The sequence below is a fragment of the Cryobacterium serini genome (genome assembly GCF_004404025.1).
Lineage (GTDB): Bacteria > Actinomycetota > Actinomycetes > Actinomycetales > Microbacteriaceae > Cryobacterium > Cryobacterium serini.
The window spans coordinates 83,840-107,669 of sequence record NZ_SOHN01000007.1 but is presented as its reverse complement, the minus strand read 5'-3'; the positions used below and the strand labels follow the sequence as shown (position 1 = coordinate 107,669).

Below are 23,830 nucleotides of genomic sequence, written 5' to 3'. Positions count from 1 at the left end.
AGCGAGGGTTCCCGTCGCAGAAGCTGTGACGCAGTGTGTCGGCGCGGGCCACGGGTCGCAGCTTCGGCACGTATCGTTAATGAGTGCCTCGCAGAGCTGCGGCACAGACCCCCACCCCCAACACCCAGGGTTGCTCTGTGCCCAAATAATCGCTGTGCCCATAATCGCCATCGGCGCTCTCGGGGAATCCACACAGCGAAAGAGACCCTCCATGAAAAAGCCCCGTTCCCTCAAGAAGTCCGTACTGGCCGCATTCGCGATCCTGCCGCTTGCTGCGCTACTGGCCGGGTGCGCAGGCGCTGCTGGCAGTGACGACGTCGTGAAGATCGGCGTCGTCGACGAGAGCGAACCGTACTGGGACGCCTTCACCCAAGCCGCAGCCGACGCGGGAATCACGGTCGACCTGGTCAACTTCGCCACCTACGAGCAGCCGAACCCAGCCCTGACCGCCGGCGAAATCGACCTCAATCAATTTCAGACTGTCGTCTTCCTGGCCAACTACAACGTAGCGAGCAGCCAGGACCTCTCGGCAATCGGCGCCACCGCAATCTACCCCCTGGGTCTCTATTCCACGCAGTACACCAGCGTCGACGAGATTCAGAAGGGCGACACGGTGGCCGTGCCCAATGACCAGAGCAACATGGCCCGCGCCCTCGTCGTACTGCAGTCAGTTGGTCTGATCGAGCTCACCGACGGCGGCACGATTTCGTCGTCACTCGACGACATCGACACCGCTGCGTCACGGGTGAATGTTACGGCTCTCGACGCGTCGCTCACTACGACGTCGCTGCCCGACGTCGCCGCCGCGATCGTCAACAACGAGTTTGTTGGAAAGGCCGGGCTCAGTTTCTCGGACGCCATCGCCCAGGACGATCCGGCCGACGCCAAGTCCGTGCCCTATGCAAACGTTTTTGCAGCGCGCGCGGAGGACAAAGACAACGCGACATACCAGAAGCTTGTCGAGATCTACCAGACCACGAAGGCCGTTCAAGATGGCGTTCGTGAAGCTTCCGGCGACACGGCCGTGCTGTTGACGACGCCCGTGTCCGAGCTGGAAGCGTCGCGCGCCTCGGTCGAGGCAGACACGACCGCTCGGAAGTAAGCATCAGCGTCACCGCGTGAGTAGTCTCGGTTCTGTTTGAGGCGTACACCGACCCGACAGCCGAGACTGCTCGTTCGCATCCCCCGGCGCGACATCACGATACATCAGCAACAAGAAGGTTTTTGAGGAACAACGGATGGCTCTTGTAAGCCTGAGAAATGTCAGCAAGGTGTACCCGCCCGCGAGCAAGGGCGCACCGAGCGTTACGGCGATCGACTCGGTCAGTCTCGACGTGGAGGCCGGGGACATCTATGGAATCATCGGATACTCCGGTGCCGGCAAGAGCACTCTCGTGCGACTCGTGAATGCTCTGGAACATTCAACGAGCGGCGAGATCATCGTCGATGGGCAGGATATCGCCGTGTTGCCGGAGCGCGAACTGCGCAAGGTGCGCCTCGGAATTGGCATGATCTTTCAACAGTTCAACCTGCTCGGCTCCCGCACGGTGGCCCGGAACGTTGCCTACCCGCTCGAAGTGGCCGGGCGCCCCAAACATGAGCGCGCCGCCCGCGTGGCCGAATTGCTCGACTTCGTCGGCCTCGCCGACAAGGCCGGGTCTTTTCCCGACCAACTCTCCGGCGGGCAGAAGCAGCGGGTCGGCATCGCCCGCGCCCTCGCCACCCAGCCGAGCATCCTGCTCGCTGACGAAGCCACGAGCGCGCTCGACCCGGAAACCACGCACGAGGTGCTCGCTCTGCTCAAGCGTGTGAATGCCGAATTCGGGATCACCATCATCGTGATCACCCACGAAATGGATGTCATCCAGACGATCGCGACCAAGGTCGCCGTGATGGATCAGGGGCGAGTCATCGAACGTGGCCCCGTCTTCGACGTGTTCTCGAACCCGCAAGCCGCGGCATCCGCTCGTTTCGTCTCGACCGTGGTCAAGGGGATTCCGTCGCCCGCCGAACTCGCCGTGCTGCGTGAGCGGCACACGGGCCGCATCGTGACGCTGGCCTTTCGCGACAGCGCGGTCGACCAGAAGGCCGTCTTCGGCGAGTTGTCGAGCGCCGGGGTGGCCTTCGAGGTCGTCTATGGCGGCATCAACGAGATTCAGGGGCGCCCGTTCGGGCACCTCACCCTCGCGCTCACTGGCGCAGACCCGGTCATTGACCAGGTGCTCGCCCACATTCGAACGCTCACGACCGTCACGGAGGTGCGCTGACATGGATGCACTCATCGACCTGCTGCCCGAACTGTGGACGGCCACCTACGAGACCCTGTACATCGTCGCGATGACCCTCTTCTTCGGTGGCCTGGGCGGCCTGCTGGTCGGTCTCGGGCTCTACACGACCCGGGCTGGCAGCATCCTCGAGAACAAGCCGTTGTTCTTCGTGCTCAACCTGCTGGTCAACTTCATCCGCCCGATTCCGTTCATCATCTTTCTCGCGGCGGCGCAACCGTTGGCCCGGGCCGTCACCGGCAGCGGCATCGGCAACAACGCGATCATCTTCACGATCGCTCTCGCCGCCTCCTTCGCCATGGCTCGCATCGTGGAGCAGAACCTGCTGACCGTGACGCCCGGCGTGATCGACGCCGCTCGCAGTGTCGGTGCCGGGCCGATTCGCATCATCTTCACGGTTTTGCTGCCCGAGGCGCTCGGGCCGCTGATTCTCGGCTACACGTTCATCTTCGTCGCGCTCGTGGACATGTCGGCCGTTGCCGGTTACGTCGGTGGCGGGGGCCTGGGTAATTTTGCGCTGCTCTATGGCTACCGTCAGTTCAATCCCATCGTGACCTGGGCGGCCGTGCTGCTGATCATCGTGCTGGTGCAGTTCGTGCAGTTCCTCGGTAACTATCTTGCTCGTAAGGCCCTTCGGCGCTAACGCGGTCAGTCGAAGTCGAGGCTGAGCTTTCGCAGCAGGCCGGCCAGCCGCTCCTGATCGGTCACCGAGAGGGTGTGAAGCAGCTCGGCTTCGGCGTCGACCAGCCGGGTGATGGCGGCATCCACTCGGCTAAGACCGGCCGGCGTCATACCCACAAGGATGCCGCGGCCGTCGTTGGGTGCGGAGCGGCGCTTGACGAGATCGCGGTCGACGAGACGGTCGATGCGGTTCGTCATGGTGCCGCTGGAAACGAGGGTCTGCTGCAGCAGGGCTTTCGGGCTGAGCTCGTAGGGGGTGCCCGCCCGGCGCAGGGCCGAGAGCACATCGAATTCCCACGATGCGAGCTCTGAGCGGGAGAAGGCCGTGCGACGTGCCCGGTCGAGGTGCTTCGACAGCCGAGCGACTCGGCTGAGTACCTGCAGCGGTGCAAAATCAAGATCGGGCCGTTCACGCAGCCACGAATCGACGATTCGGTCGACTTCATCATGGCCAGGCATTGCTCCATTATCCCGCTTATCCGGGGGTTTCTTCGCGCAGAAGGTCTGAGAGGGTGCCAGCGGCGTCGCGGGCCGCCAGAATCTGACAGACTTGACTGGTTGCTGGCCCCGGCCAGCATGGTCCGCCATAGTGTAACGGCAGCACGGCAACCTTTGGAGTTGTTCGGTCCAGGTTCGAATCCTGGTGGCGGAGCCCTCACTTTCTCTACGCGTTAGGAATCCTGTGACAGACGCCCGCCTCGCCATCATTGTGTTGGCCGCCGGCCAGGGTACGCGCATGAAGTCCAGCCTGCCGAAGCTGCTGCATCCGCTCGCCGGAGTGCCCATCGTCAGCCACGTACTGGCCACCGCGCGCGCGCTCGAGGCCGCGCATGTCCTAACCGTTGTGCGGCACGAGCGTGACCTGCTCGCCGCTGTCGTGGCCGAAGACCTGCCCGAAAGCACCATCGTTGACCAGGATGAGATTCCCGGCACCGGCCGCGCCGTCGAACAGGCCGTCGCCGCCCTCCCCGCCGATTTCGACGGTGACGTGCTCGTCATCAACGGCGACGTGCCGCTGTTGAACGCCGCAACCCTCGCCTCGTTCATCGCCTCCCACCGCAAGGGCGCAGCGGCGGGAACCGTGCTGTCCGCCTACCCGGACGATGCGACCGGCTATGGGCGCATCATCCGCTCGGTCGAGGGTGTGTTCGACCGCATTGTTGAGCAAAAAGATGCGACAGATGCCGAACTGGCCGTCACCGAGATCAACGCGGGTGTCTACCTGTTTGGTCTGGCCGCGCTGCGCGAGCAGCTGGCACAGCTGACCACCGCGAACGCGCAGGGCGAGAAATACCTCACCGATGTGATCGAACTTTTGCGTCGGGCTGGCTCCGAGGTGAGCGCCGTTCCCGTCGCTGACGCCTGGATCGTGGCCGGCATCAACGACCGCGCCCAGCTGGGGGACACCGCGCAAAAGCTCAACGCCCTGATCGTGCGTGGCTGGCAGCTCGCCGGTGTGACCGTGCAGGACCCGGCCACCACCTGGATCGATCTGAAGGCTGTGCTCGCGCCCGACGTGACCCTGCTGCCTGGTACCCAGATCGTCGGGGCCACCGTGGTGGCCACTGGCGCCATCATCGGACCCGACACCACCCTGCGCGACTGCGAGATCGGCGAAGGAGCCCGGGTGAATCGCACGGACGCAACATTGGCTGTGATCGAGGCGCGCGCGTCTGTCGGGCCGTTTTCGTACCTGCGCCCGAATACCATGCTCGGCGCTGACGGTAAAATCGGGGCCTTCGTCGAGACTAAGAACGCGCAGATCGGCGCCGGCAGCAAGGTGCCCCACCTGAGCTACGTTGGCGATGCCACGGTCGGCGTGGGGTCGAATATCGGTGCTGGCACAATCTTCGCCAACTACGACGGCGTGGCCAAACATCACTCCGCGATCGGGTCGCACGTGCGCACCGGGTCGCACAACGTGTTCGTCGCGCCGATTACAATTGGGGACGGGGCGTATACAGGGGCTGGCACAGTCGTTCGCAAGAGCGTTCCGGCCGGTGCACTCGCCATCAACGTGGCCCCGCAACGCAACATGGACGGTTGGGTTCACCTCAACCGTCCGGGCACAGCCGCCGATACAGCGGCGGCAGCAAGCCTGCGCCTCACAAGCAGCGAAAAGACTGGAGAATAGGTGTCGGAAATCAAGACCAGCGGCGAGAAACGATTAGTACTGGTTTCGGGGCGAGCGCACCCGCAGCTCGCTCTCGACATCGCCACGGAGCTTGGTTCAGAGCTACTCCACACCGATGCACGCACTTTCGCCAACGGCGAACTGTATGCCCGGTTCGACGAGAGCGTGCGCGGCTCTGACGCTTTCGTCATCCAGTCGCACACCGCGCCGATCAATGAATGGCTGATGGAACAGCTCATCATGGTTGACGCACTCAAGCGGGCTTCCGCGAAGCGAATTACCGTCGTCGCGCCTTTCTACCCGTACGCCCGGCAGGACAAGAAGGGTCGTGGCCGCGAGCCGATCTCGGCCCGTCTCGTCGCCGACCTGTTCAAGGTAGCCGGCGCCGATCGGATCATGTCGATCGACCTGCATGCCGCCCAGATCCAGGGCTTCTTCGACGGACCCGTTGACCACCTGTTCGCGATGCCGGTGCTGCTCGAGCACTTTCGCGAGAAGCTCGACCCGGCCACCCTCACCATCGTCTCGCCGGACATGGGCCGCGTGCGCGTCGCCGACATCTGGAGCGACCGCCTCGGAGTGCCGCTGGCCATCATCCATAAGCGCCGCGACCCCCTCGTGCCCAACCGGGTCTCTGTGCACGAGATCGTCGGCCAGGTCGAGGGCCGCGTCTGCCTGCTGGTCGACGACATGATCGACACCGGACGCACGATCGCCTTGGCCGCAGAGGCCCTCCGCGAGGCCGGCGCCATCGGAGTCGTCGTCGCCGCCACCCACGCCGTGTTCAGCGACCCGGCCGTTGACATGTTGCAGAACCCGGCCATCAGTTCCGTGGTCGTCACCGACACGCTGCCGATCCCGCCGGAGAAGCGCTTTCCGACTCTCACGGTGCTGCCGATCGCCCCGTTGCTGGCCCGCGCCATCCATGAGGTCTTTGACGAGGGTTCGGTCACCTCGATGTTCGACGGTGCCGCGTAGCGCCCTAAGTCGTAAAAGTGGCGGAATTCGGGAGGCGTCGGCTGCGGCCGCCGCCTCCCGATCGTTAACTGCGCCCTTCTCCAACTGCGCCAAGAATGGACGATTCTCGCCCGTTTGCTGACATGCGCGCGATCGCGCGGCCTCACTTCTATGCGTTGGACTGTGCGTGGGGCCGAAAATGGCACCTCGCAGGGTTCCGCTCGCCGAGCGGTGAGTTTTGATGCCCGAGCCGTGAGTAGGGAGCGATTTGACGCCATTTTGGGGTCAAGACTCACGGCTCGACGGTGTGGACTCAGTGAAACTCACGGCTCGGCGACCCAGCGCGCGAGGACGCCCACTTAGCGCGCAAGGGTTTGCTAGCTGGGGGTGCTCGGGGTGATCTGGCGCGGCGCCGAGGGAATGATTCCGAGCGACGTCACGAAGGTGTCGCGCTCGTTCTGGTCGATGGCGTAGCACTGCCAGCCGAACCCGCCGGGTCCGGCAAGGTCGAAGCGAGCGTCGAAGTCGACGGCGAACGGATAGTACTGGGCCACTGCGGTCGCACAGGCGTTGGCGGCGGTGTCGGAGGCGACCCGCATGGTCGTGAGCACACCCGGCACCACCAGGGCTATCAACCCGAGCACGACGACGACCCGCAAGATGGTTGCGAAATGCTTGCCGCGCAGCGGGCGGTAATTCTCATTCGGCTCGTAGCCGGAAAGCTCGGGGTGATTGTCAGTCATGGGGACCCCCAGTCTTTCAGAGCTTGGTGTGAAGCGGCCTATGAAAAAACTGGCCGACAGCATCCGCTCACACCCGAGGGTAGGAGCGGATGCTGCCAGCCGGCAGCGCGGATGGTCAGTGCGTAGACGCCTCAGTGACGATCTCGGTGCGGTCGCCGGACCACAGGGTGTGGAAGGTACCGGGCATGTCGACGCGGTGGTACGTGTGGGCGCCGAAGAAGTCGCGCTGGCCTTGCACCAGGGCGGCCGGAAGCCGTGCACTTGCCAGCGAGTCGAAGTAGCTCAGGCTGGCTCCGAAGCCGGGAACCGGGATGCCAGAGAGCGCCGCGGTCGAGACTACGCGGCGCCACGCTGCCTCGCCGGCGGCGACAGCCTCGGCGAAGTACGGGTCGACGAGCAGGCTCGGGATCGACGGGTCGTTGGCGTAAGCGTCCACGATGCGGTTGAGGAACTGCGCGCGAATGATGCAGCCGCCGCGCCAGATGGTCGCGATGGCGCCCTTGTCAATGTTCCAGTTGTACTTGATCGCACCGGCGATGATGGCGTCGAATCCCTGTGCGTACGCGACGATCTTCGAGGCGTAGAGCGCCTGGCGCACGTCTTCCTGAAAGGTGTGGCCGACGACGGCGAGCTCGGGTCGGGCGGTGATGCTGGCACGCACCGGTCCACGCTGCTCCGGGTGGCTGGAAACGGCGCGGGCGAAGACGGCTTCGGCGATGCCGCCAACGGGAACGCCGAGGTCGAGGGCATTCTGCACCGTCCAGACGCCGGTTCCCTTGGACCCGGCCTCGTCGAGCACGACGTCGATGAACGGCTTGCCGGTCTTCGCGTCGACCTGGCGCAGAATCTCCGCGGTGATTTCGATCAGGTAGCTGTTGAGCTCCCCGCCGTTCCAGTCGGTGAAGACGTCGGCGATGGCCTCGGGGGAGTGTCCGCCGACCTTGCGGAGCAGATCGTAGGCCTCGGCGATGAGCTGCATGTCGGCGTATTCGATGCCGTTGTGGACCATCTTGACGAAGTGGCCGGCGCCGTCGGTACCGATGTGCGTGACGCACGGCACGCCGTCGACGACGGCAGCGATGGATTCAAGAATGGGGCCGAGGGTCTTGTAGGCCTCCACGGAACCGCCGGGCATGATGCTGGGGCCGTTGAGGGCGCCCTCTTCGCCACCGGAGATGCCGGCGCCGACGAAGTTGATGCCCTTGGCGCTTTGCTCCTTTTCGCGACGGATGGTGTCGGTGAAGTCGGCATTGCCGCCGTCGACGATGATGTCGCCGGGTTCAAACAGCTCAGAGAGCTGCGAGATGACGGCGTCGGTGCCGCGTCCGGCCTGCACCATGATGATCGCGGTGCGCGGGCGGGTCAGCGTGGCCACGAAATCGGCGATGTTCTCGGAGGCGACGAAATTCGCCTCCGGGTGCTCGGTCGTGAGCAGACGGGTGCGTTCGGGGGAGCGGTTGTAGACCGCGACAGTGTTTCCTTCGCGGCCAGCGAGGTTGCGGGCCAGGTTGGAACCCATCACCGCCAGACCGACGACACCGATATTTGCCTGTGATTGCCCTGACTCTGACACGTTTTCTCCTTCGGGGCTGTGTTGAACAGACCACCCGCGAGTTTAGCGCACGGGCCTGATTAGTCCCACAAGCGGGGGACACACGCGATTTCATAAAAACAGATATAAATGTTAGCGTGCAACTTGTAATCAGATTTATTACGTGCTCGTCGCGTCGTGATCCGAGGTAATGAAGCAGCGGCCGTCCAAGGAGCACCATGATTGATCACTTCTACACGCCCATCATCGTGATGGGGGTTCAAGGGTGTGGTAAATCCACTGTCGGCCTCGCCCTGGCACAGGCCCGCGGCCTGCGGTTTCTCGACGGTGACGACCTGCACAGCGTGGCCGCACGCACCAAGATGGCGTCCGGGCATCCGCTCACCGATGAGGATCGACTGCCCTGGCTCACCCGCATCGCCGAGACGATAGCGGACGCCGCTCTACTCGGTGACCCCCTAGTCGTCGCCTGCTCCGCGCTCAAGCGCAGCTATCGCGATCTTCTGCGCGCCTTCGTGCCGACCCTGGTCTTTGCCGAGCTTTACGGCAGTCAAGAACTCATCGCGGAGCGTCTCACCCACCGCAACCACGAGTACATGCCACCCACACTGCTCGACTCGCAATTCGCGGCGCTCGAACCTCTCGCGGCCGACGAAGCGGGACTCCGCTTCGACCTTATCCATACTCCCGACGAACTCGTCGACTTGATCCACAAAGGGCTAGCTCACTGATGACCGATCTTGAAATGAACTGGGTGCTCGGCACCCCCGCTCTGCTCGGCGTTGCCGCTGGCGCGATCGCGGTGCTCCTCGTGCTCATCATGAAGTTCAAGGTGCACGCGTTCCTGTCGCTGATCATCGTGAGCCTGCTCACCGCGGTCGCCACCGGCATTCCGACCGCCCGTCTCATGCCCACCCTGCTTGAAGGCTTCGGCGGCACCCTGGCCGGGGTCGCCCTGCTCGTCGGCTTGGGCGCCATGCTTGGCAGGATGCTGGAAACCAGCGGTGGAGCGCAGGTACTGACGGATGCCCTGATTGCCAGGTTTGGAGAACGGCGCGCGCCGATCGCCCTCGCCGTTGCGTCGCTCATGCTCGGTTTCCCGATCTTTTTCGACGCCGGCCTCGTCGTCATGCTGCCGATCATCTTCGCCGTAGCCCGTCGCCTCGGCGGATCGTTCCTCGGGTATGCGTTTCCGTCGGCCGTGGCTTTCTCGGTCATGCACATTTTCGTGCCGCCGCACCCGGGGCCCGTCGCGGCAACCGGCCTGCTTGGTGCCGATGTGGGACTCGTTCTGATCTTCGGTCTTTTGGTCGCCCTTCCCACCTGGTATGTCGTCGGCCACCTGTTCGGTGGGTATGTCGGTCGCAAGTACGACATTCCCGTGCCCGCCATCCTGCGCGGCAGTACCGGTGACTTCACCGAGTTCGCTTCCGCGCCCCGCGTCGGCATCATCATGACGCTGCTCCTGCTGCCGATCGGACTGATCTTTCTCAACACCGGCCTGAACATGGCCGCAACCGCCGGGCTCGTCTCCCTCGACGACGCCTGGGTGCAGGTGCTCCGCGCCATCGGCGAGACTCCGGTCGCACTGCTTATCACCGTGGTTCTTGCCATGGCCCTGCTGGGCTGGAAAAAGCGCAAGTCGGCCACTCTCGTGGAATCCGTTGTGGACAGCGCGCTCGGCCCGGTCTCGGCTGTCATCCTCATCACCGGCGCCGGCGGAATGTTCGGCGGCGTGCTCCGTGCCAGCGGCATCGGCAATGCCTTGGCCGAATCGCTTGACGCAATCGGGCTGCCTGTCATCGTGGCTGGGTTTGTGATCGCCGCCCTCGTGCGCATCGCTCAGGGGTCGGCAACAGTTGCCCTCACCACGACAGCGGCGCTGCTGCAACCGGTTGTGATGGGCAACACCATGTTTAACCCGATCGAGCTCGCTGCCATCGTGCTGGCCCTCGCCGCCGGGTCGGTCTTCGCTGGGCACGTCAACGATTCCGGCTTCTGGCTGGTCAGCCGCTTCTTCGGTATGGACACCAAAACCACGCTCAAGACCTGGACGGTCGGTCAGGCCCTCGTCGGAATCGTGGGCTTCACGATTGCCGCGGCCATTTACCTCGTGGCCAGCCTGTTCTGATCTGATCTGATCTGTTGGCGCGGCGCCCGCCCGCGCTCTAGAAGAAAATGCGGGCAGTGTCGGCCCAGGACTCTTCGACTTCGGCGATGGTGCGCCGCATGATCAGTTCCATCGACTCGCGCGCCCGCACGGGGTGCCCGCCCTGAATGGCGTCCGCCACGTCGACGTGCCACTGCAGCGCGGTTTCGTGCGGGTGGGCAGGCATGAGGCCGAGGCCGGTGCGCCCCGAGAGTACGGCGGCGATCACTTCGTCGAGCTTGGCGAACATTTCATTGCCCGATCCGTGCAGCACAAGGCGGTGAAAATGGATGTCCAGAGCCAGAAAGCGGTCGAGGTCTCCGGAACGTCCCACCGTGCGCATCTGCGCCGCCACGGTCATGAGCTCGCCCGACATCGCCTGCGGGCAGTGCTGGGCGGCCAACTCGGCAGCCATCGGCTCAACGGATGCCCGCAGCTCGGTGAGCGAGCGCAGCTGCGCGCCCCGCCCCGCCCCGGCCAAACGCCAGCGGATGAGGACCGGGTCGAACGCATTCCACCCCGACTGCGGACGCACCCGAATTCCGACTCGCTTGACCGACTCGACCAGGCCCATCGCCGCGAGCACGCGCACCGCCTCGCGCACGACCGATCGACTGACCCCCTGGGCGCGCTCGATCTGCTCTGAGAGCATGACCGTTCCGGTCGGCGTGCGGCCGTCGACGATGAGGGTGCCCACCGCGTCGACCACGCGGTTGTGCAGGCTCGATGACATGATCCGACCCTAACGTCTGGCGAGGCGCAGCCGCAGCGAACGACACGCCCGGGCTGCAGTACCGTCCCGAACTGTGTAAGCTTGAGAGCGAACTTCGGCGAGGGATCCTGCCGGGCCAGACTTGGACCGGCAGCATCCGTTATCGACGCGGCGGACGAGGCCTTGGGCTTTTCCTCACGCTGACATGCGTTCGAGTTGAATCAGTACCCACTTTTCGGGCTTCGGTCCGTACCAGAACTCGGGCATCGTGCCCGGCAAGGAGAAAATACCATGGCTAGAGAAGTTACCGCCGTCGCCGCTGAACTGCGCGAAAGCTTTGGCAAGGGCGCGGCCCGCAAGCTGCGCGTGCTCGGCAAGATTCCTGCCGTCATTTACGGCCACGGCACCGAGCCGGTGCACGTGTCGCTGCCCGCCCACCGCATCGCCCTGTTGCTGCGTCGCGCCAACATGCTCCTCGAGCTCGACATCGCCGGCGCCAAGCAGCTCGTGCTGGTCAAGGACGTGCAGAAGGACCCGGTGAAGGCCATCATCGAGCACATCGACCTCGTCGTCGTGCGCAAGGGCGAAAAGGTGCAGGTGGAAGTTCAGGTGCACATGTCGGGCGAGTCCTTCCCCGGCACGATCGCCGACTTCGATACCAAGACCCTGCTGCTCGAGGTCGAAGCGACCGACATCCCCGAGAACGTCACCGTGTCGATCGAAGGCCTCGAAGACGGCGCCCAGATTCACGCCAAGGACGTTCCGCTGCCCTCCGGCGCCACGCTGATCTCTGATGAAGACGCCCTCGTCGTCTACATCCACACCCCGCGCGGTGAAGATGAAGAAGAGGCCGAGACCGAGGTCATCACGGCCGGAACCCCGGCCGCTACGCCCGCCGCGTAGCTGTAATTTTCAACTGGTTCCGTCTGGGCTTTCGCCCTCGCACACGGAGGAATCCCCTGGACACGAACCTGTGGCTCGTAGTCGGGCTTGGCAACCCCGGGCCCGACTACGCCGGCAACCGGCACAACGTCGGACAGATGGTGGCCGCACAGCTCGCCGACCGTCTCGCGTCAAACTTTAAACGTCACAAAACGGCCGCCCTCGTGGTTGAAGGACGCCTCGCGCCCGCCGGACCCAAACTGGTGCTGGCCAAGCCCACTACGTTCATGAACGTCTCCGGTAGCCCGGTCGCCGCATTGCTGCGCTTCTACTCGCTGCCCATCAACCGGCTCATCGTCGTGCACGATGATCTCGACCTGCCCTTTGACACGCTCAAGATCAAGGTTGGCGGCGGTCACGGCGGCCACAACGGCCTGCGCGACATCATCGCCGCCACCGGCAGCAACGAGTTCATTCGCCTGCGCATGGGCATTGGGCGCCCGCCCGGCCGCCAGAATCCGGCCGACTTCGTACTGCACGATTTCGCTGCCGCCGAGCGCAGCATTCTGCCTAACCTGATAGCGGATGCCTCCGACGCGATCGAACTCATTGCCACCGACGGCGTCGTGGCGGCCCAGCAGAAGTTCCACTCGCCGTCTTGAGTTCGGCACTGTCGGTGCCAGTGCGTAGACTCATTCAGTGATCCTTCAGGGCTTAATCGCAGCGCTCGCGCGCGCCTCCACGTTCGACAACGCCCTCGCCTACGCGAGCCGGGACGCGGATTTCTCGCTGACCGAGGGCCTGCGAGCAGCCCTGCTCGCAGCGCTGCTGAACCTGCGCCGCGATGATGCGCAGGCCCTGTTCGTCATCACCGCGACCGGCCGCGAGTCGGAGGCAATCCGTGAAAACCTTGGCTGCTTCGCCACGAGCGCCGAAATCATCGACTTTCCGGCCTGGGAGACCCTGCCGCACGAACGCCTGAGCCCGAGCGCCGAGATCGTCGGCAAGCGCCTGCATGCCCTGCGCCGCATGCGCGAATGGCAGGAGCAAGACCCAGGAAAGCGGCGTCCGCTCATCGTCGTCGCCTCGGTACGGGCGGCCCTGCAACCCGTTGCCGACAACCTCACCGACTACGAACCGATCGAGCTCACCGTCGGCGCCCGCGGCCACGATCTTGCGGCGATCGTGCTGCAGTTGGTCAACCTCGCTTACGCCCGTGTCGACATGGTCACCCGGCGCGGCGAGTTCGCCGTACGCGGTGGAATTCTCGACGTGTTTCCGCCGGTCGCTTCGCACCCCTACCGGGTCGAGTTCTTCGGTGATGAGGTCGAGCAGATCCGCCTGTTCAGCGTGGCCGACCAGCGGTCGCTGCCCGAACCGGTCGAATCCGTCAGCCTGCCGCCCAGCCGGGAACTGTTGCTCAGCCCAGCCGTGCGGCAACGCGCCCGCGAAATGCAACACGAATTTCCGAGCCTGGCCGGTCTGCTCGCGAAGGTCGCCGAGGGAATCCCGGTCGAGGGCATGGAAAGCCTCGCGCCGGCCCTGGTCGACCGGCTGGTGCCCGTCACCCACTACCTGCCGACCAATGCCGCCGTCGCCGTCATCTCGCCGGAACGGGTCGCGAGCCGGGCGATCAGCCTCGCCGAGACCAATCGTGAGTTTCTCGGCGCCGCCTGGAGCGCGGCGACGGCCGGTGCTGACGCCCCGATCGACTTAGAATCCGGCGACTTTCTCACCCTGGGGCGCCTGCGCGACAGCGTGAAGTACTCGGCCCCTGGCGCGCCGGCCTCCGGTCACAACTGGTGGACTCTGAGCACGTTCCAGGCCGCACCGACCGATGCGCCGGTTTTGCCCGAACACCTTGAGATGGACGAACTGCTCACCATTCGCATCGAAGCGGATGCCGTTCCCACCTTCGCCGGCAGCGTCGACGGAGCCGTGGGTCACGTCGCCTCCCGGCTGCATGACGGCTGGGTCGTCGGCATAGTGGCCCAGGGCGCCGGCCTGGTCGAACGGGCCGCCCAGGTGCTCGCCGAGCGCGAGCTGCCGGCGCGGGTGGTAGAAGTATGGCCGCTGGAACCGGAACCGGGTATCGCCTACCTGCTGAAGGCATCCGTCGACCACGGTTTTGAGCTGCCGCAGAGCAAGCTCGCGCTGATCAGCGAGAGCGAGTTCTATGGGCGCACCGTCGGGTACTCCGAGCGGCAGATCAAGAAGCTCGCCAGCCGCCGCAAGAATGTCGTTGACCCGCTGCAGCTCGTGGCCGGCGACCACGTGGTGCACCAGACGCACGGCATCGGTCGTTTTCTCGAACTGACGCAGCGTGAGGTGTCAAGCGGCGGCCGCAACCCGGTCAAGACCACCCGAGAATACCTCGTGCTGGAGTACGCTCCGTCGAAGCGTGGGCACGCCGGCGACCGGCTGTACGTGCCGACCGACCAACTCGACCTCGTCACCCGCTATGTCGGCGGCGAGGCCCCGGCCCTGAGCAAGATGGGCGGCAGCGACTGGTCGAGCGCCAAGACCAAGGCGCGCAGGGCGGTCCGCGATATTGCCGTCGAGCTCGTCAAACTGTATTCGGCCCGCATGGCCAGTAAGGGGCACGCCTTCGGGCCGGATACCCCCTGGCAGCGTGAGCTTGAAGAGGCATTTCCCTTCGTGGAGACCCCCGACCAACTCACCACTATCGACGAGGTCAAGGCCGACATGGAACGGCCTATTCCAATGGACCGGCTGCTCAGCGGCGACGTCGGCTTCGGCAAGACCGAGGTGGCCATTCGCGCTGCGTTCAAGGCCGTGCAAGACGGCAAGCAGGTCGCCATGCTCGTGCCGACCACCCTGCTGGTCAGCCAGCACATGGAGACCTTCAAGGAACGCTTCGCCGGATTCCCGATTCACCTGCGCGCCCTGTCACGATTCCAAACCGACAAGGAAGCGCGCGAAACCATCGCCGGCATGCTCGACGGCACCGTCGACGTCGTCATCGGCACGCACCGCTTGCTGTCACCGTCGATCATCTTCAAAGACCTCGGCCTGGTCATCATCGACGAGGAGCAGCGCTTCGGCGTCGAGCACAAAGACGCGCTGAAGAAGCTCAAGACCAACGTCGATATTCTCGCGATGAGCGCGACGCCCATCCCACGGTCGCTCGAGATGGCGGTCACCGGCATCCGTGAAATGTCGACCCTGGCCACCCCGCCCGAAGACCGGCACCCCATCCTGACCTTTGTGGGTCCGTATTCGCAGCGGCAGGTGGCCGCCGCCATCCGCCGGGAGTTGCTGCGCGAGGGCCAGATCTTTTTCGTGCACAACCGGGTCACGACCATCAACCGCATCGCCACGCAGCTCGCCGAACTGGTGCCGGAGGCGCGCATCGCGATCGCACACGGGCAGTTGCCGGAGGCGCAGCTGGAGCAGGTCGTCGGTGATTTCTGGGAGCGCAAGTTCGACATTCTGGTCTGCACCACGATCATCGAGACCGGCCTCGACATCAACAACGCCAACACCATCATCATCGACCGGGCCGACAAGTTCGGCCTGAGCCAGCTGCACCAGCTGCGCGGCCGGGTCGGGCGCGGCCGCGAACGGGCCTACGCCTACTTTCTGTACGACGAGAACAAGCCGCTGTCGGAGACCGCCCACGACCGGCTCGCCACCATCGCCGCCAACAACGAACTCGGCGCCGGCATGCAGGTGGCCCTCAAGGACCTCGAGATTCGCGGCGCCGGCAACCTGCTCGGCGGCGAGCAGGCCGGCCATATCGCCGGTGTGGGCTTCGACCTGTACCTGCGCATGATCGGTGAGGCCGTGAGCACCTTCCGCGGCGATGTCGCTGAGGGGCAGACCGAGCTGCGGCTGGAGTTGCCCGTCGACGCGCACATTCCGCACGACTTCGTCGACAGTGAACGGTTGCGCCTCGAGGCCTACCAGAAGCTCTCCAGCGCGAGTGCGCCCACGGCGACCGATGATCAGATCGACCTCGTGCTCGACGAGCTCACCGACCGCTACGGCGAACCGCCCGTTCCGGTGCAGAACCTCGTGGCCGTATCGCGGCTGCGCTGGCAGGCCCAGCAGGCGAAGCTCAGCGAGGTCGTGGCCATGGGCTCGAACCTGCGCGTCGCGCCGGCCGACCTGGCCGATTCGATTCAGGTGCGCCTGCAGCGGATGTACCCCGGCTCGCGGTACGTGTCCGCCACCGGCGCACTCAGTGTGCCGATGCCGCGCCCGAACGGTGAACCGCTCGATGACAACGCCCTGATCGAGTGGACCAAGACGCTGCTGGCCGCCATTTTCCCGCCGGCCATTCCGGCAGTTGCCGGGCCGGCCTAACCGCAGAGCCCTCTTCGCGGTGCGCGGGTGTTGCGCCAGTACGCGGGAGGCCGAACTCCCGCGTACTGGCGCAGGTCTAGCGCGTCGCGTGGCGCGGGAGTTCTGGCCAGACAGGAATTCCCGCGTAATGGCGCAGATCCCGCGCAGTGCAGGTGGTGCTCTGCTTAGGCTTTCGACTCCTGTTCCGGCTGGTAGACATCCGGAATGCCGTCGTCGTCGCTGTCGATGGCCTCCTTCTCGGCGATGCGCCCATAGTGGCGATTGCGTAAACGCAGGATCACCGTGGCCAGGAGTGCGGCGAGGAGCGAACCGACCAAAATGGCTACCTTGGCGTGGTCGTCGTGCGGGCTGCCCTGGCCGAAAGCAAGCTCGCTGATCAGCAGCGACACGGTGAAACCGACACCGGCCAGCACGGCGACGCCGGTGACGTCGATCCACGACAGATCGGGGTCGAGCGCCGCCTTCGTGGTCTTGGTCACAATGAAGGTCGCGAGCAACACACCGATCGGCTTGCCAACGACGAGAGCGACAACGATACCGACCGCGACCGGATCGGTGAGCGCCCGATACAGGCCGTCGGCGCCGCCGATGGTGACGCCGGCGGAGAAGAAGGCGAACACCGGTATCGCGAGTCCGCTGGACAGCGGACGGACGCGATGTTCCAGCGTTTCGGCCAGACCGGGCCCTGCATCGGGCCCGCCGCCGCGCTTGCTGCGCAGCACCGGCACGGCAAAGCCGAGAAGTACGCCAGCTACGGTCGCGTGCACGCCAGAACCGTGCACGAGCGCCCAGACAATGAAGCCGAGAGGCAGCAATATCAGCCACGCCGACCACGCTCTGGTGCCGAAGAAGTAGGAGAATTTGTGGGTCAACAGCCAGAACAGCGCGATCAGGACCAGGGCCAGCACGAGCGGCAGAACGGAGATGTCGTCCGTGTAAAAGAAGGCGATGATCGTGATGGCAAGCAAATCGTCGACCACGGCGAGAGTCAGCAGAAAGATGCGCAGCGCCGGCGGAAGCTTCGACCCAATAACGGCGAGAACGGCAACGGCAAACGCAATGTCGGTCGCGGTGGGAATTGCCCAGCCGCGCAGTGTTTCGGCGCCCGAGTCAAGGTTGATCAGCACATAGATAAGGGCCGGGACGATCACGCCACCGACCGCGGCGGCTACGGGAACGATGGCACGGCTCACGCTGCGCAGATCGCCCGCGACGAATTCACGCTTCAGTTCGAGGCCAGCGAGAAAGAAGAAGATCGCCAGCAGGCCGTCGGCCGCCCACGCGCCGAGGCTCAGTTCCAGATGCCACGGCTCGTAACCGATTCTGTAGTCGCGCAATGAGTAGTACGCGTCCGCGAAGCCAGAGTTGGCCATGATCAGGGCGGCCACGGTCGCAGCCAGCAAAATGGCACCGCCGACGGTTTCTTTGCGCAAAATACTGGAGATGCGCACGACTTCGCTATGACTGCCGCGGCGCAGAATGGTGGCGGTGGACGGGGCCGATTTGGGCGTGGGCTGGCGGAATGGTTCGGTCATAATAAATCCTCTGGTTTTTCCGGCGCGCTCATGATGTGCCGACCAGACTTCCCGACTCACCTACGTCCAGAATACACGAGGCAGCTGACCGCCCCAAGGAGGCCGTTTACGATGGAACCGATCGAGGAGCGTACAACCATGACAGATCCGTTGTTTTCATCAGCCCGTGCCGCAGCCTCGCTGCCGGAAACGAACTCGGCACCGCCAGCGCCGCGGGCGGCAGACGTCGCGGATCCGGAATCCGCTGTTTGGCCGGCCGCAGCACCGCAGTCTGCAACACCCCTCGACACCCTCATCGCCACCGTCGCGCGGCTGCGCGCGCCGGGCGGATGCCCATGGGACGCCGACCAGACCCACACCTCACTCGTGCGCCACCTGGTCGAGGAGACCCACGAACTGATCGAGGCGATCGAAGACGGCAGCCGGGACGACCTGCTCGAAGAGCTGGGTGACGTGCTCTACCAGGTGCTCTTTCACGCCGACCTGGCTGCCCATACCCCGGATGAGGACTTCGATATTCAAGATGTTGCAGCTCGCCTGACCGAGAAAATGATCGGGCGCCACCCGCACGTCTTCGGCGATGTCACCCTGCACACTGCCGAGGAGGTCGCTGCCGCCTGGGACGGTTTCAAAGCCGAGGAGAAGCCGGGCCGCACGAGCGTGCTCGACGGCATTCCGGCAGGCATGCCGGCACTCGCCCTGGCCGATAAGGTGCTGGGCCGGGCCGAGAAGATCGGCCTGCTCGAAGCGGATGCCGGTTTCCCGCTTCCGATCGAGTCCGAGGCTGATCTCGGACCCTTGTTACTGGCCATCGTGGCATCCGCCCGGGCGCAGGGCCTCGACGCCGAACGAGCGCTGCGAACCGCCGTGCGCGATCTGCAGTCTGAGATTCGCGGCGCCGAGCGCCCCGCCGACGATGCCTTCGACGCCGGTATCATCGCCCTGCCGTCCTAACCTCCCGCTGGACTAGGCGATGCGACTGCCGGCCGGGAGGTGGGTCGCGGGGGTGCGGGTGCGACGCCACGCCCAGGTGAGGGCGCTGGCGCCCAGCAGTAGATGGATGAACAGGCCGATGAACCAGCTGGGCACCGCGCCGTCGTAGATCTCCTGCTGTGTTGGACCGATTCCGGATTGCGGGTCAGCGTACCCATTGGCGGCCTCGTCGCAGCCGTTGTACTCGGTATACAGCTCTGGCGCGGCCTGCGCGCTCCGCACGCCGACGGCGATCTGACCGAACAGGTCGGTGGGGTGGCCGCCCGCGTCGAAGCTGCCGGGCGCGGCATCCGCCACCACCACGTACGGGTTCGCGCTAAGAATCCACCAGAAGTAGTCGAAGCGCGGCACGGGGTAGGTCGAGGTCTGCGCGGTGGAGCATACGATATCCGACTGCTTGCCGGTCTGCTCGTCGTAGGTCGACTCCACGACCTGGTAGTTCACGCTTGTCGCTTGCTGCTGCGTGGCGGTGCCGAGCAGGGCGAACGCGATGAGCGTGCCGAGGCTCAGCGCCGCAACGACCAGATAGGTCAGCACGATCGAAAACAGCGGCCGGGTCAGGATGCCCGACAACCCCACTCCGACCGCAGCGATCACGCCCAGTTCGGCCGCGAGCACCAGTACCGACACGCTGATCGTGCCGAGCGAAACTTCGCCGAGAACGACGGCGAAGATGAGAAACGGCAGCGCCGCCGCCAGAAAGGCGAGCGCGGTGATCCAGGCGGCGAGAAACTTGCCGAGCACGAGCTGCCCGGTGCTGATGAGCGTGACCTGCGTCGTGGCGAGGGTTCCGGCATCCCGATCGCCGTTGATGGCGTTGCCCGACAGCGCCGGTGACACCAGTGTTCCCAGCAGCAGCACAAAGAAAATGATCGTCGAGAACACCCCGCCGCCGCCGGATAGCCACGCCGAGGTGGCCAGCCAGAGCAGAAACGTGACGATGCCCACGAGCAGCATGAAGACACCGAGCAGCACGTACCAGGAGACGCCGCGCACCCGCTGGCGCAGTTCCAGCGTGACGATCAACCAGAGTCCGGTCAGGAACAGGCGGTTATGGTCGTTCATGGCGCTACCTCCGGGTTGACGACGACAGAACTATGTCGCGCCGGTCGCTCCCGCGTGAGGTCGAGAAAAGTGTGCTCAAGGTTGCCGACGGCCGGCCCGAAATCGCACACCGGCACTCCGCTCAGGACCAGGTTGTGCAGTAGAGCGGCGGCGGAGGCTTCATTTTCAACCTGTACGAGGGTGCCGAGCTGGTCCACGCCGAGAACCTGCACGAGCGCGCCGACCACGCCGGGCGTAGCCAGCGCACGTTCCAGTGCTGACTCATCGAGGGAGCGGATGCGCCAGGATCTGGCACTCGCGCCCGCCGCGGCCACCTGTTCCGGGCTCGCCGTGCGCCCGTCGGCGAGGTACACCGCGGCATCGGCCATTTCGTCGAGTTCGGCGAGAACGTGACTGGAAACGAGAATCGCGGCGCCCTCGCCGGCCAGACGGCGCAGCAGCTGGCGCAGCGAAGCACGGGCCGCGGGGTCGAGGCCGGAGGCCGGCTCGTCGAGCAGCAGCACTCCGGGGGAGTGCACGAGCGCCCTGGCCAGGCTCAGGCGTTGTTTCTGGCCGCGCGACAGCACCCGCGATGGCCGGTCGGCGAAGTCACCGAGGTCGGTCAGCGCGATCAGTTCGTCGGCGCGCACGGCGGCCTGCTCGCCGGTCATGCGGTACATCCGGCCGGTGGTCTGCAGGGCTGCTCGGGCGCTCAGGCTCGGCCAGGAACCGAGTGTGTCCGGCATCCAGCCCATGACGGCGCGCACCCGTTCCGGCTCGATAACCGGGTCGTGACCGTTAATGCGAATGGTGCCGGTATCGGGGGTGAGCAACGTTGCGAGCATGAGTAGCAGCGTGGTCTTGCCCGAGCCGTTCGGCCCGATCAGGGCCGTGACCGACCCGGCCGGAACGGTCAGCGTCGCGCCCCGCAGCGCGAGCACACTTCCGAAGGATCGGCTGACCCCGGTCACCGCGATCCCGCTAGGTACGATCCCGCCAGATCCGAAAACTGTCGTCGCCGACATCGACACACCCCCACTTGTTTCCCCCGAGTCTAGGGCGCACTCCCGTTCGGGGGCGGGCGGTGAATCGCACCCACGGCAACTGAGAGAATTACCTCATGGCTATTGCAGTGACCCCGCCGCGCGGCATGCGCGATTTCCTCCCCGCCGACAAGGCCGTACGCGAACGCTCCCTCGGCATCATCCGCGAGAGTTTTCGGGCGCACGGCTTCGACGAGATCGAAACCCCGGTCATGGAAGACTCAGCCCGCCTGCACTCCGGTCTCGGCGGCGACAATGAGAAGCTCGCCTTCGCGGTGCTCAAGCGCGGCCTCAGCGCAGCCGACGTCGCGGCCGCGGCCGAGCAGGACGACCTGCTGTCCCTGGCCGATCTCGGGCTGCGCTTTGACCTGACGGTTCCGCTCGCCCGGTTCTACGCCACCCACCGGGCCGCGTTGCCCGCCGTGTTCCGTTCGATTCAAATTGCTCCGGTCTGGCGGGCCGAACGCCCGCAGAAAGGCCGCTACCGCCAGTTCATGCAGTGCGACATCGACATCATCGGTGAGGCCGGCCCGCTCGCCGAGATCGAACTGATCACCGCAACGGCCTCGACCCTCGACCAGCTCGGCCTCACGGGCTGCTCCATTCGCATCAACGACCGCCGAATCCTTTCCGCCCTGCTCGCCCACTGGGGCGTCGCGTCAGACCTGACCGAGCGGGCATTGATCGTAATCGACAAGCTCGACAAGATCGGTGTTGACGGTGTTGCCACCGAGCTCGGCGCCCTCGGCATCGACGCCCCCGACCTGGCCGCCCTGCTCACCGAGCTCGGCACCGGCGGCTGGTCCCTCGGCGACAGCGCGCCGGAGTGGCTCAACGCGGCGGCGTTCGCCGACCTGACTGCCCTGCGCGTCGCCCTGCCCGGCGTCGACCTCGCGTTTGACCCCACCCTGGTGCGCGGCATGGGCTACTACACGGGAACCATCTTCGAGATTTCCCATCCTGACCTGGCTTATTCCCTCGGCGGCGGCGGTCGTTACGACGGAATGATCGGCCGGTTCCTCGGCACCGACGTACCCGCCTGCGGATTTTCGATCGGCTTTGAACGCATCGTCGACCTGCTGCAAGCGGATGCCGCATCCGCCCAGCACGCCGTCGTACTCATATACGAGAAAGACGCCGATCCGGCTCTTCTCATTGCCCTCAAGCGCGACCTCGTCGCCGGGGGACTGCGGGTGCGCCTGGAACGCCGCATCAAGAACCTCAAGGCCCTGCTCGACCGGGCTGGAGAGGCCGGTTACGGACGCTTCGCGTTCGTGACCGTTGACACGCAGGCGGCGGTCGACCTCGACTTTAAACCGCTCGGCGCCTGACGCCGCTTCGGCGGATCGGCCGACAGGTTTGGTTAGACTGAAATCGCCCGGTCCCCCGGCACACCCTACTTTCATTCCGACCAGTACCCCGGCGTCTAGCCAGACGTTCACCCCCGACAAATCAGGAGACAGTTGTGGCCCTAATTGAGGCAGTAGACGCACGCGAAATTCTCGATTCCCGCGGCAACCCGACTATCGAGGTCGAAGTTTTGCTCGGCGACGGAACCGTCAGCCGCGCCGCAGTGCCGTCCGGCGCGTCCACCGGGGTGTTCGAGGCCTATGAGCTGCGCGACGGCGATAAAGCCCGCTACCAGGGCAAGGGCGTGCTCAAGGCTGTCGAAGCAGTGATCGACGACCTCGGCCCCGCGGTCGAAGACATCGACGCGACCGACCAGCGCATCGTCGACCTCGTACTCATCGAAGCCGACGGCACCGATAACAAGGAGCGCCTCGGCGCCAACGCCATCCTCGGCGTCAGCCTGGCCGTGGCCAAGGCTGCAGCCAGCTCAGCCGGCCTGCCGTTGTTTCGCTACCTTGGCGGCCCGAATGCCCACACCCTGCCGGTGCCCCTGATGAACATCATCAACGGCGGCTCGCACGCTGACAACGATGTCGACATCCAGGAATTCATGATCGTTCCGCTCGGTGCTGAGTCGTTCAGCGAGGCGCTGCGCTGGGGCGTTGAAATCTACCACTCGCTCAAGGCGCTGCTGCAGTCCAAAGGCCTGTCCACCGGCCTCGGCGACGAGGGCGGCTTCGCCCCCAACCTGCCAAGCAACCGGGCCGCGCTCGACCTCATCGTCGAAGCCATCAAGATCGCCGGTTACGTTCCCGGCAAGGACATCGCCCTCGCCCTCGACGTCGCCGCAAGCGAATTCTTCAAGGACGGCAGCTACAACTTCGAGGGCAAGAAGTTCTCGGCCGAAGAAATGAGCGCCTACTACGCCGAGCTCGTCACCGACTACCCGCTCGTCTCCCTCGAAGACCCGCTCGAGGAAGACGACTGGGACGGCTACGTTCACCTCACCGCGTCACTCGGCGACAAGGTACAGATCGTTGGAGACGACCTGTTCGTGACCAACCCCGTGCGCCTGGCCAAGGGCCTTGCGCTCAAGGCCGCGAACTCCATCCTGGTCAAGGTCAATCAGATCGGTACCCTGACCGAGACAATGGATGCCGTCTCGCTCGCCCAGCGCGCCGGCTACACCGCGATCATCTCGCACCGCTCAGGCGAGACCGAGGACACCTTCATCGCCGATCTCGCCGTCGCAACGGATGCGGGCCAGATCAAGACCGGCGCCCCCGCACGCAGCGAGCGCGTCGCCAAGTACAACCAGCTGCTGCGCATTGAGGAAGAACTCGGCGAGGCCGCTGTGTACGCAGGCCGCTCCGCGTTCCCCCGCTTCACCGCGTAGCAAGGCCCGACAGCAGCCACGGGCTCCCGACCACCGTTTTTTGGC

The 23,830-nt window shown here is 65.2% G+C and carries 20 protein-coding genes and 1 tRNA gene; 14 read left to right on the top strand and 7 right to left on the bottom strand.

What is annotated here, in order from left to right:
* Nucleotides 1-211 precede the first annotated feature (211 nt).
* The 3 genes from E3T51_RS02870 to E3T51_RS02860 all read left to right on the top strand — a co-directional run bounded on the left by E3T51_RS02870 (nucleotide 212) and on the right by E3T51_RS02860 (nucleotide 2,928).
* Nucleotides 212-1,102 (top strand): MetQ/NlpA family ABC transporter substrate-binding protein, encoded by an 891-nt coding sequence (locus E3T51_RS02870; protein WP_134527266.1) that lies wholly within the window; start codon nucleotides 212-214, stop codon nucleotides 1,100-1,102.
* Between the two features lie 136 nt (nucleotides 1,103-1,238).
* A complete protein-coding gene (locus E3T51_RS02865) occupies nucleotides 1,239-2,267 on the top strand; it encodes a methionine ABC transporter ATP-binding protein (RefSeq protein ID WP_134527263.1) in 1,029 nt (342 codons plus the stop codon).
* Between the two features lies 1 nt (nucleotide 2,268).
* Nucleotides 2,269-2,928, top strand: coding sequence for a methionine ABC transporter permease (locus E3T51_RS02860; protein WP_134527261.1), 660 nt, complete (start codon nucleotides 2,269-2,271; stop codon nucleotides 2,926-2,928).
* Nucleotides 2,929-2,933: 5 nt separating this feature from the next.
* Here E3T51_RS02860 and E3T51_RS02855 read toward each other — a convergent pair whose 3' ends face one another.
* A complete protein-coding gene (locus E3T51_RS02855) occupies nucleotides 2,934-3,425 on the bottom strand; it encodes a MarR family winged helix-turn-helix transcriptional regulator (RefSeq protein ID WP_134527258.1) in 492 nt (163 codons plus the stop codon).
* Nucleotides 3,426-3,546: 121 nt separating this feature from the next.
* Here E3T51_RS02855 and E3T51_RS02850 point away from each other — a divergent pair.
* The 3 genes from E3T51_RS02850 (at nucleotide 3,547) to E3T51_RS02840 (ending at nucleotide 6,078) form a co-directional block, all read left to right on the top strand.
* Nucleotides 3,547-3,618, top strand: a tRNA-Gln gene (locus E3T51_RS02850).
* A 30-nt stretch (nucleotides 3,619-3,648) separates the two neighbouring features.
* On the top strand, nucleotides 3,649-5,100 hold the full coding sequence (gene glmU, locus E3T51_RS02845; RefSeq protein ID WP_134527256.1) for a bifunctional UDP-N-acetylglucosamine diphosphorylase/glucosamine-1-phosphate N-acetyltransferase GlmU: 1,452 nt from the start codon (nucleotides 3,649-3,651) through the stop codon (nucleotides 5,098-5,100).
* Nucleotides 5,101-6,078 carry a ribose-phosphate diphosphokinase gene (locus tag E3T51_RS02840; protein WP_134527253.1) on the top strand — a complete coding sequence of 326 codons (978 nt, stop codon included), beginning with the start codon at nucleotides 5,101-5,103 and terminating at the stop codon, nucleotides 6,076-6,078. It abuts the gene before it with no gap.
* A 356-nt stretch (nucleotides 6,079-6,434) separates the two neighbouring features.
* Here the strand turns inward: E3T51_RS02840 and E3T51_RS02835 are convergent, their stop codons facing one another.
* Nucleotides 6,435-6,800: a hypothetical protein gene (locus E3T51_RS02835; protein ID WP_134527251.1), complete on the bottom strand. Its 366-nt coding sequence runs from the start codon at nucleotides 6,798-6,800 to the stop codon at nucleotides 6,435-6,437.
* A gap of 115 nt (nucleotides 6,801-6,915) precedes the next feature.
* Complete coding sequence (gndA, locus tag E3T51_RS02830) at nucleotides 6,916-8,373, bottom strand: NADP-dependent phosphogluconate dehydrogenase (RefSeq protein ID WP_134527248.1); 1,458 nt, start codon at nucleotides 8,371-8,373, stop codon at nucleotides 6,916-6,918.
* Nucleotides 8,374-8,570: 197 nt separating this feature from the next.
* Between gndA and E3T51_RS02825 the strand changes: the two genes are divergently transcribed.
* On the top strand, nucleotides 8,571-9,083 hold the full coding sequence (locus tag E3T51_RS02825) for a gluconokinase (protein WP_241989138.1): 513 nt from the start codon (nucleotides 8,571-8,573) through the stop codon (nucleotides 9,081-9,083).
* On the top strand, nucleotides 9,083-10,483 hold the full coding sequence (locus E3T51_RS02820; protein ID WP_174844555.1) for a GntP family permease: 1,401 nt from the start codon (nucleotides 9,083-9,085) through the stop codon (nucleotides 10,481-10,483). The genes E3T51_RS02825 and E3T51_RS02820 overlap by 1 nt, the downstream gene beginning before the upstream one ends.
* Nucleotides 10,484-10,520: 37 nt before the next feature.
* On the opposite strand, the gene E3T51_RS02815 is transcribed toward E3T51_RS02820, so the two are convergent.
* Nucleotides 10,521-11,234, bottom strand: a complete 714-nt coding sequence (locus tag E3T51_RS02815) for a FadR/GntR family transcriptional regulator (protein WP_134527242.1) — start codon at nucleotides 11,232-11,234, stop codon at nucleotides 10,521-10,523.
* Between the two features lie 270 nt (nucleotides 11,235-11,504).
* Here E3T51_RS02815 and E3T51_RS02810 point away from each other — a divergent pair, with 270 nt between their 5' ends.
* The 3 genes from E3T51_RS02810 to mfd are packed head-to-tail and all read left to right on the top strand — an operon-like array spanning nucleotide 11,505 to nucleotide 16,424.
* Entirely contained in the window at nucleotides 11,505-12,116 is a 612-nt protein-coding gene (locus E3T51_RS02810) for a 50S ribosomal protein L25/general stress protein Ctc (protein ID WP_104193058.1), read from the top strand.
* Nucleotides 12,117-12,172: 56 nt separating this feature from the next.
* Nucleotides 12,173-12,757 carry an aminoacyl-tRNA hydrolase gene (pth, locus tag E3T51_RS02805; RefSeq protein WP_134527239.1) on the top strand — a complete coding sequence of 195 codons (585 nt, stop codon included), beginning with the start codon at nucleotides 12,173-12,175 and terminating at the stop codon, nucleotides 12,755-12,757.
* 37 nt (nucleotides 12,758-12,794) lie between these two features.
* Nucleotides 12,795-16,424 carry a transcription-repair coupling factor gene (gene mfd, locus E3T51_RS02800; RefSeq protein WP_134527236.1) on the top strand — a complete coding sequence of 1,210 codons (3,630 nt, stop codon included), beginning with the start codon at nucleotides 12,795-12,797 and terminating at the stop codon, nucleotides 16,422-16,424.
* Between the two features lie 164 nt (nucleotides 16,425-16,588).
* Here mfd and nhaA read toward each other — a convergent pair whose 3' ends face one another.
* Nucleotides 16,589-17,959 (bottom strand): Na+/H+ antiporter NhaA, encoded by a 1,371-nt coding sequence (nhaA, locus tag E3T51_RS02795; protein ID WP_134527233.1) that lies wholly within the window; start codon nucleotides 17,957-17,959, stop codon nucleotides 16,589-16,591.
* Nucleotides 17,960-18,097: 138 nt separating this feature from the next.
* Between nhaA and E3T51_RS02790 the strand changes: the two genes are divergently transcribed.
* Nucleotides 18,098-18,913 (top strand): nucleoside triphosphate pyrophosphohydrolase, encoded by an 816-nt coding sequence (locus tag E3T51_RS02790; RefSeq protein ID WP_134527230.1) that lies wholly within the window; start codon nucleotides 18,098-18,100, stop codon nucleotides 18,911-18,913.
* A 12-nt stretch (nucleotides 18,914-18,925) separates the two neighbouring features.
* Here E3T51_RS02790 and E3T51_RS02785 read toward each other — a convergent pair whose 3' ends face one another.
* A complete protein-coding gene (locus E3T51_RS02785; protein ID WP_174844554.1) occupies nucleotides 18,926-20,017 on the bottom strand; it encodes an ABC transporter permease in 1,092 nt (363 codons plus the stop codon).
* Nucleotides 20,014-21,021, bottom strand: coding sequence for an ABC transporter ATP-binding protein (locus tag E3T51_RS02780; RefSeq protein ID WP_174844553.1), 1,008 nt, complete (start codon nucleotides 21,019-21,021; stop codon nucleotides 20,014-20,016). The genes E3T51_RS02785 and E3T51_RS02780 overlap by 4 nt, the downstream gene beginning before the upstream one ends.
* 95 nt (nucleotides 21,022-21,116) lie before the next feature.
* On the opposite strand from E3T51_RS02780, the gene hisS reads away from it, so the two are divergent.
* Together hisS and eno are read left to right on the top strand one after the other, a co-directional pair.
* A complete protein-coding gene (gene hisS / locus E3T51_RS02775) occupies nucleotides 21,117-22,370 on the top strand; it encodes a histidine--tRNA ligase (RefSeq protein ID WP_134527228.1) in 1,254 nt (417 codons plus the stop codon).
* Nucleotides 22,371-22,504: 134 nt separating this feature from the next.
* On the top strand, nucleotides 22,505-23,785 hold the full coding sequence (gene eno / locus E3T51_RS02770; protein ID WP_134527225.1) for a phosphopyruvate hydratase: 1,281 nt from the start codon (nucleotides 22,505-22,507) through the stop codon (nucleotides 23,783-23,785).
* Nucleotides 23,786-23,830: the final 45 nt, after the last annotated feature.

Bases quoted from the DNA above. Each gene is read 5' to 3' on its own strand.
- E3T51_RS02870 (WP_134527266.1), top strand. From the start codon at position 212: ATGAAAAAGCCCCGTTCCCTCAAGAAGTCCGTACTGGCCGCATTCGCG.
- E3T51_RS02825 (WP_241989138.1), top strand. From the start codon at position 8,571: ATGATTGATCACTTCTACACGCCCATCATCGTGATGGGGGTTCAAGGG.
- E3T51_RS02865 (WP_134527263.1), top strand. From the start codon at position 1,239: ATGGCTCTTGTAAGCCTGAGAAATGTCAGCAAGGTGTACCCGCCCGCG.
- E3T51_RS02810 (WP_104193058.1), top strand. From the start codon at position 11,505: ATGGCTAGAGAAGTTACCGCCGTCGCCGCTGAACTGCGCGAAAGCTTT.
- E3T51_RS02855 (WP_134527258.1), bottom strand. From the start codon at position 3,425: ATGCCTGGCCATGATGAAGTCGACCGAATCGTCGATTCGTGGCTGCGT.
- E3T51_RS02835 (WP_134527251.1), bottom strand. From the start codon at position 6,800: ATGACTGACAATCACCCCGAGCTTTCCGGCTACGAGCCGAATGAGAAT.
- nhaA (WP_134527233.1), bottom strand. From the start codon at position 17,959: ATGACCGAACCATTCCGCCAGCCCACGCCCAAATCGGCCCCGTCCACC.
- E3T51_RS02815 (WP_134527242.1), bottom strand. From the start codon at position 11,234: ATGTCATCGAGCCTGCACAACCGCGTGGTCGACGCGGTGGGCACCCTC.
- E3T51_RS02860 (WP_134527261.1), top strand. From the start codon at position 2,269: ATGGATGCACTCATCGACCTGCTGCCCGAACTGTGGACGGCCACCTAC.
- E3T51_RS02790 (WP_134527230.1), top strand. From the start codon at position 18,098: ATGACAGATCCGTTGTTTTCATCAGCCCGTGCCGCAGCCTCGCTGCCG.
- E3T51_RS02820 (WP_174844555.1), top strand. From the start codon at position 9,083: ATGACCGATCTTGAAATGAACTGGGTGCTCGGCACCCCCGCTCTGCTC.
- E3T51_RS02780 (WP_174844553.1), bottom strand. From the start codon at position 21,021: ATGTCGGCGACGACAGTTTTCGGATCTGGCGGGATCGTACCTAGCGGG.
- E3T51_RS02785 (WP_174844554.1), bottom strand. From the start codon at position 20,017: ATGAACGACCATAACCGCCTGTTCCTGACCGGACTCTGGTTGATCGTC.
- hisS (WP_134527228.1), top strand. From the start codon at position 21,117: ATGGCTATTGCAGTGACCCCGCCGCGCGGCATGCGCGATTTCCTCCCC.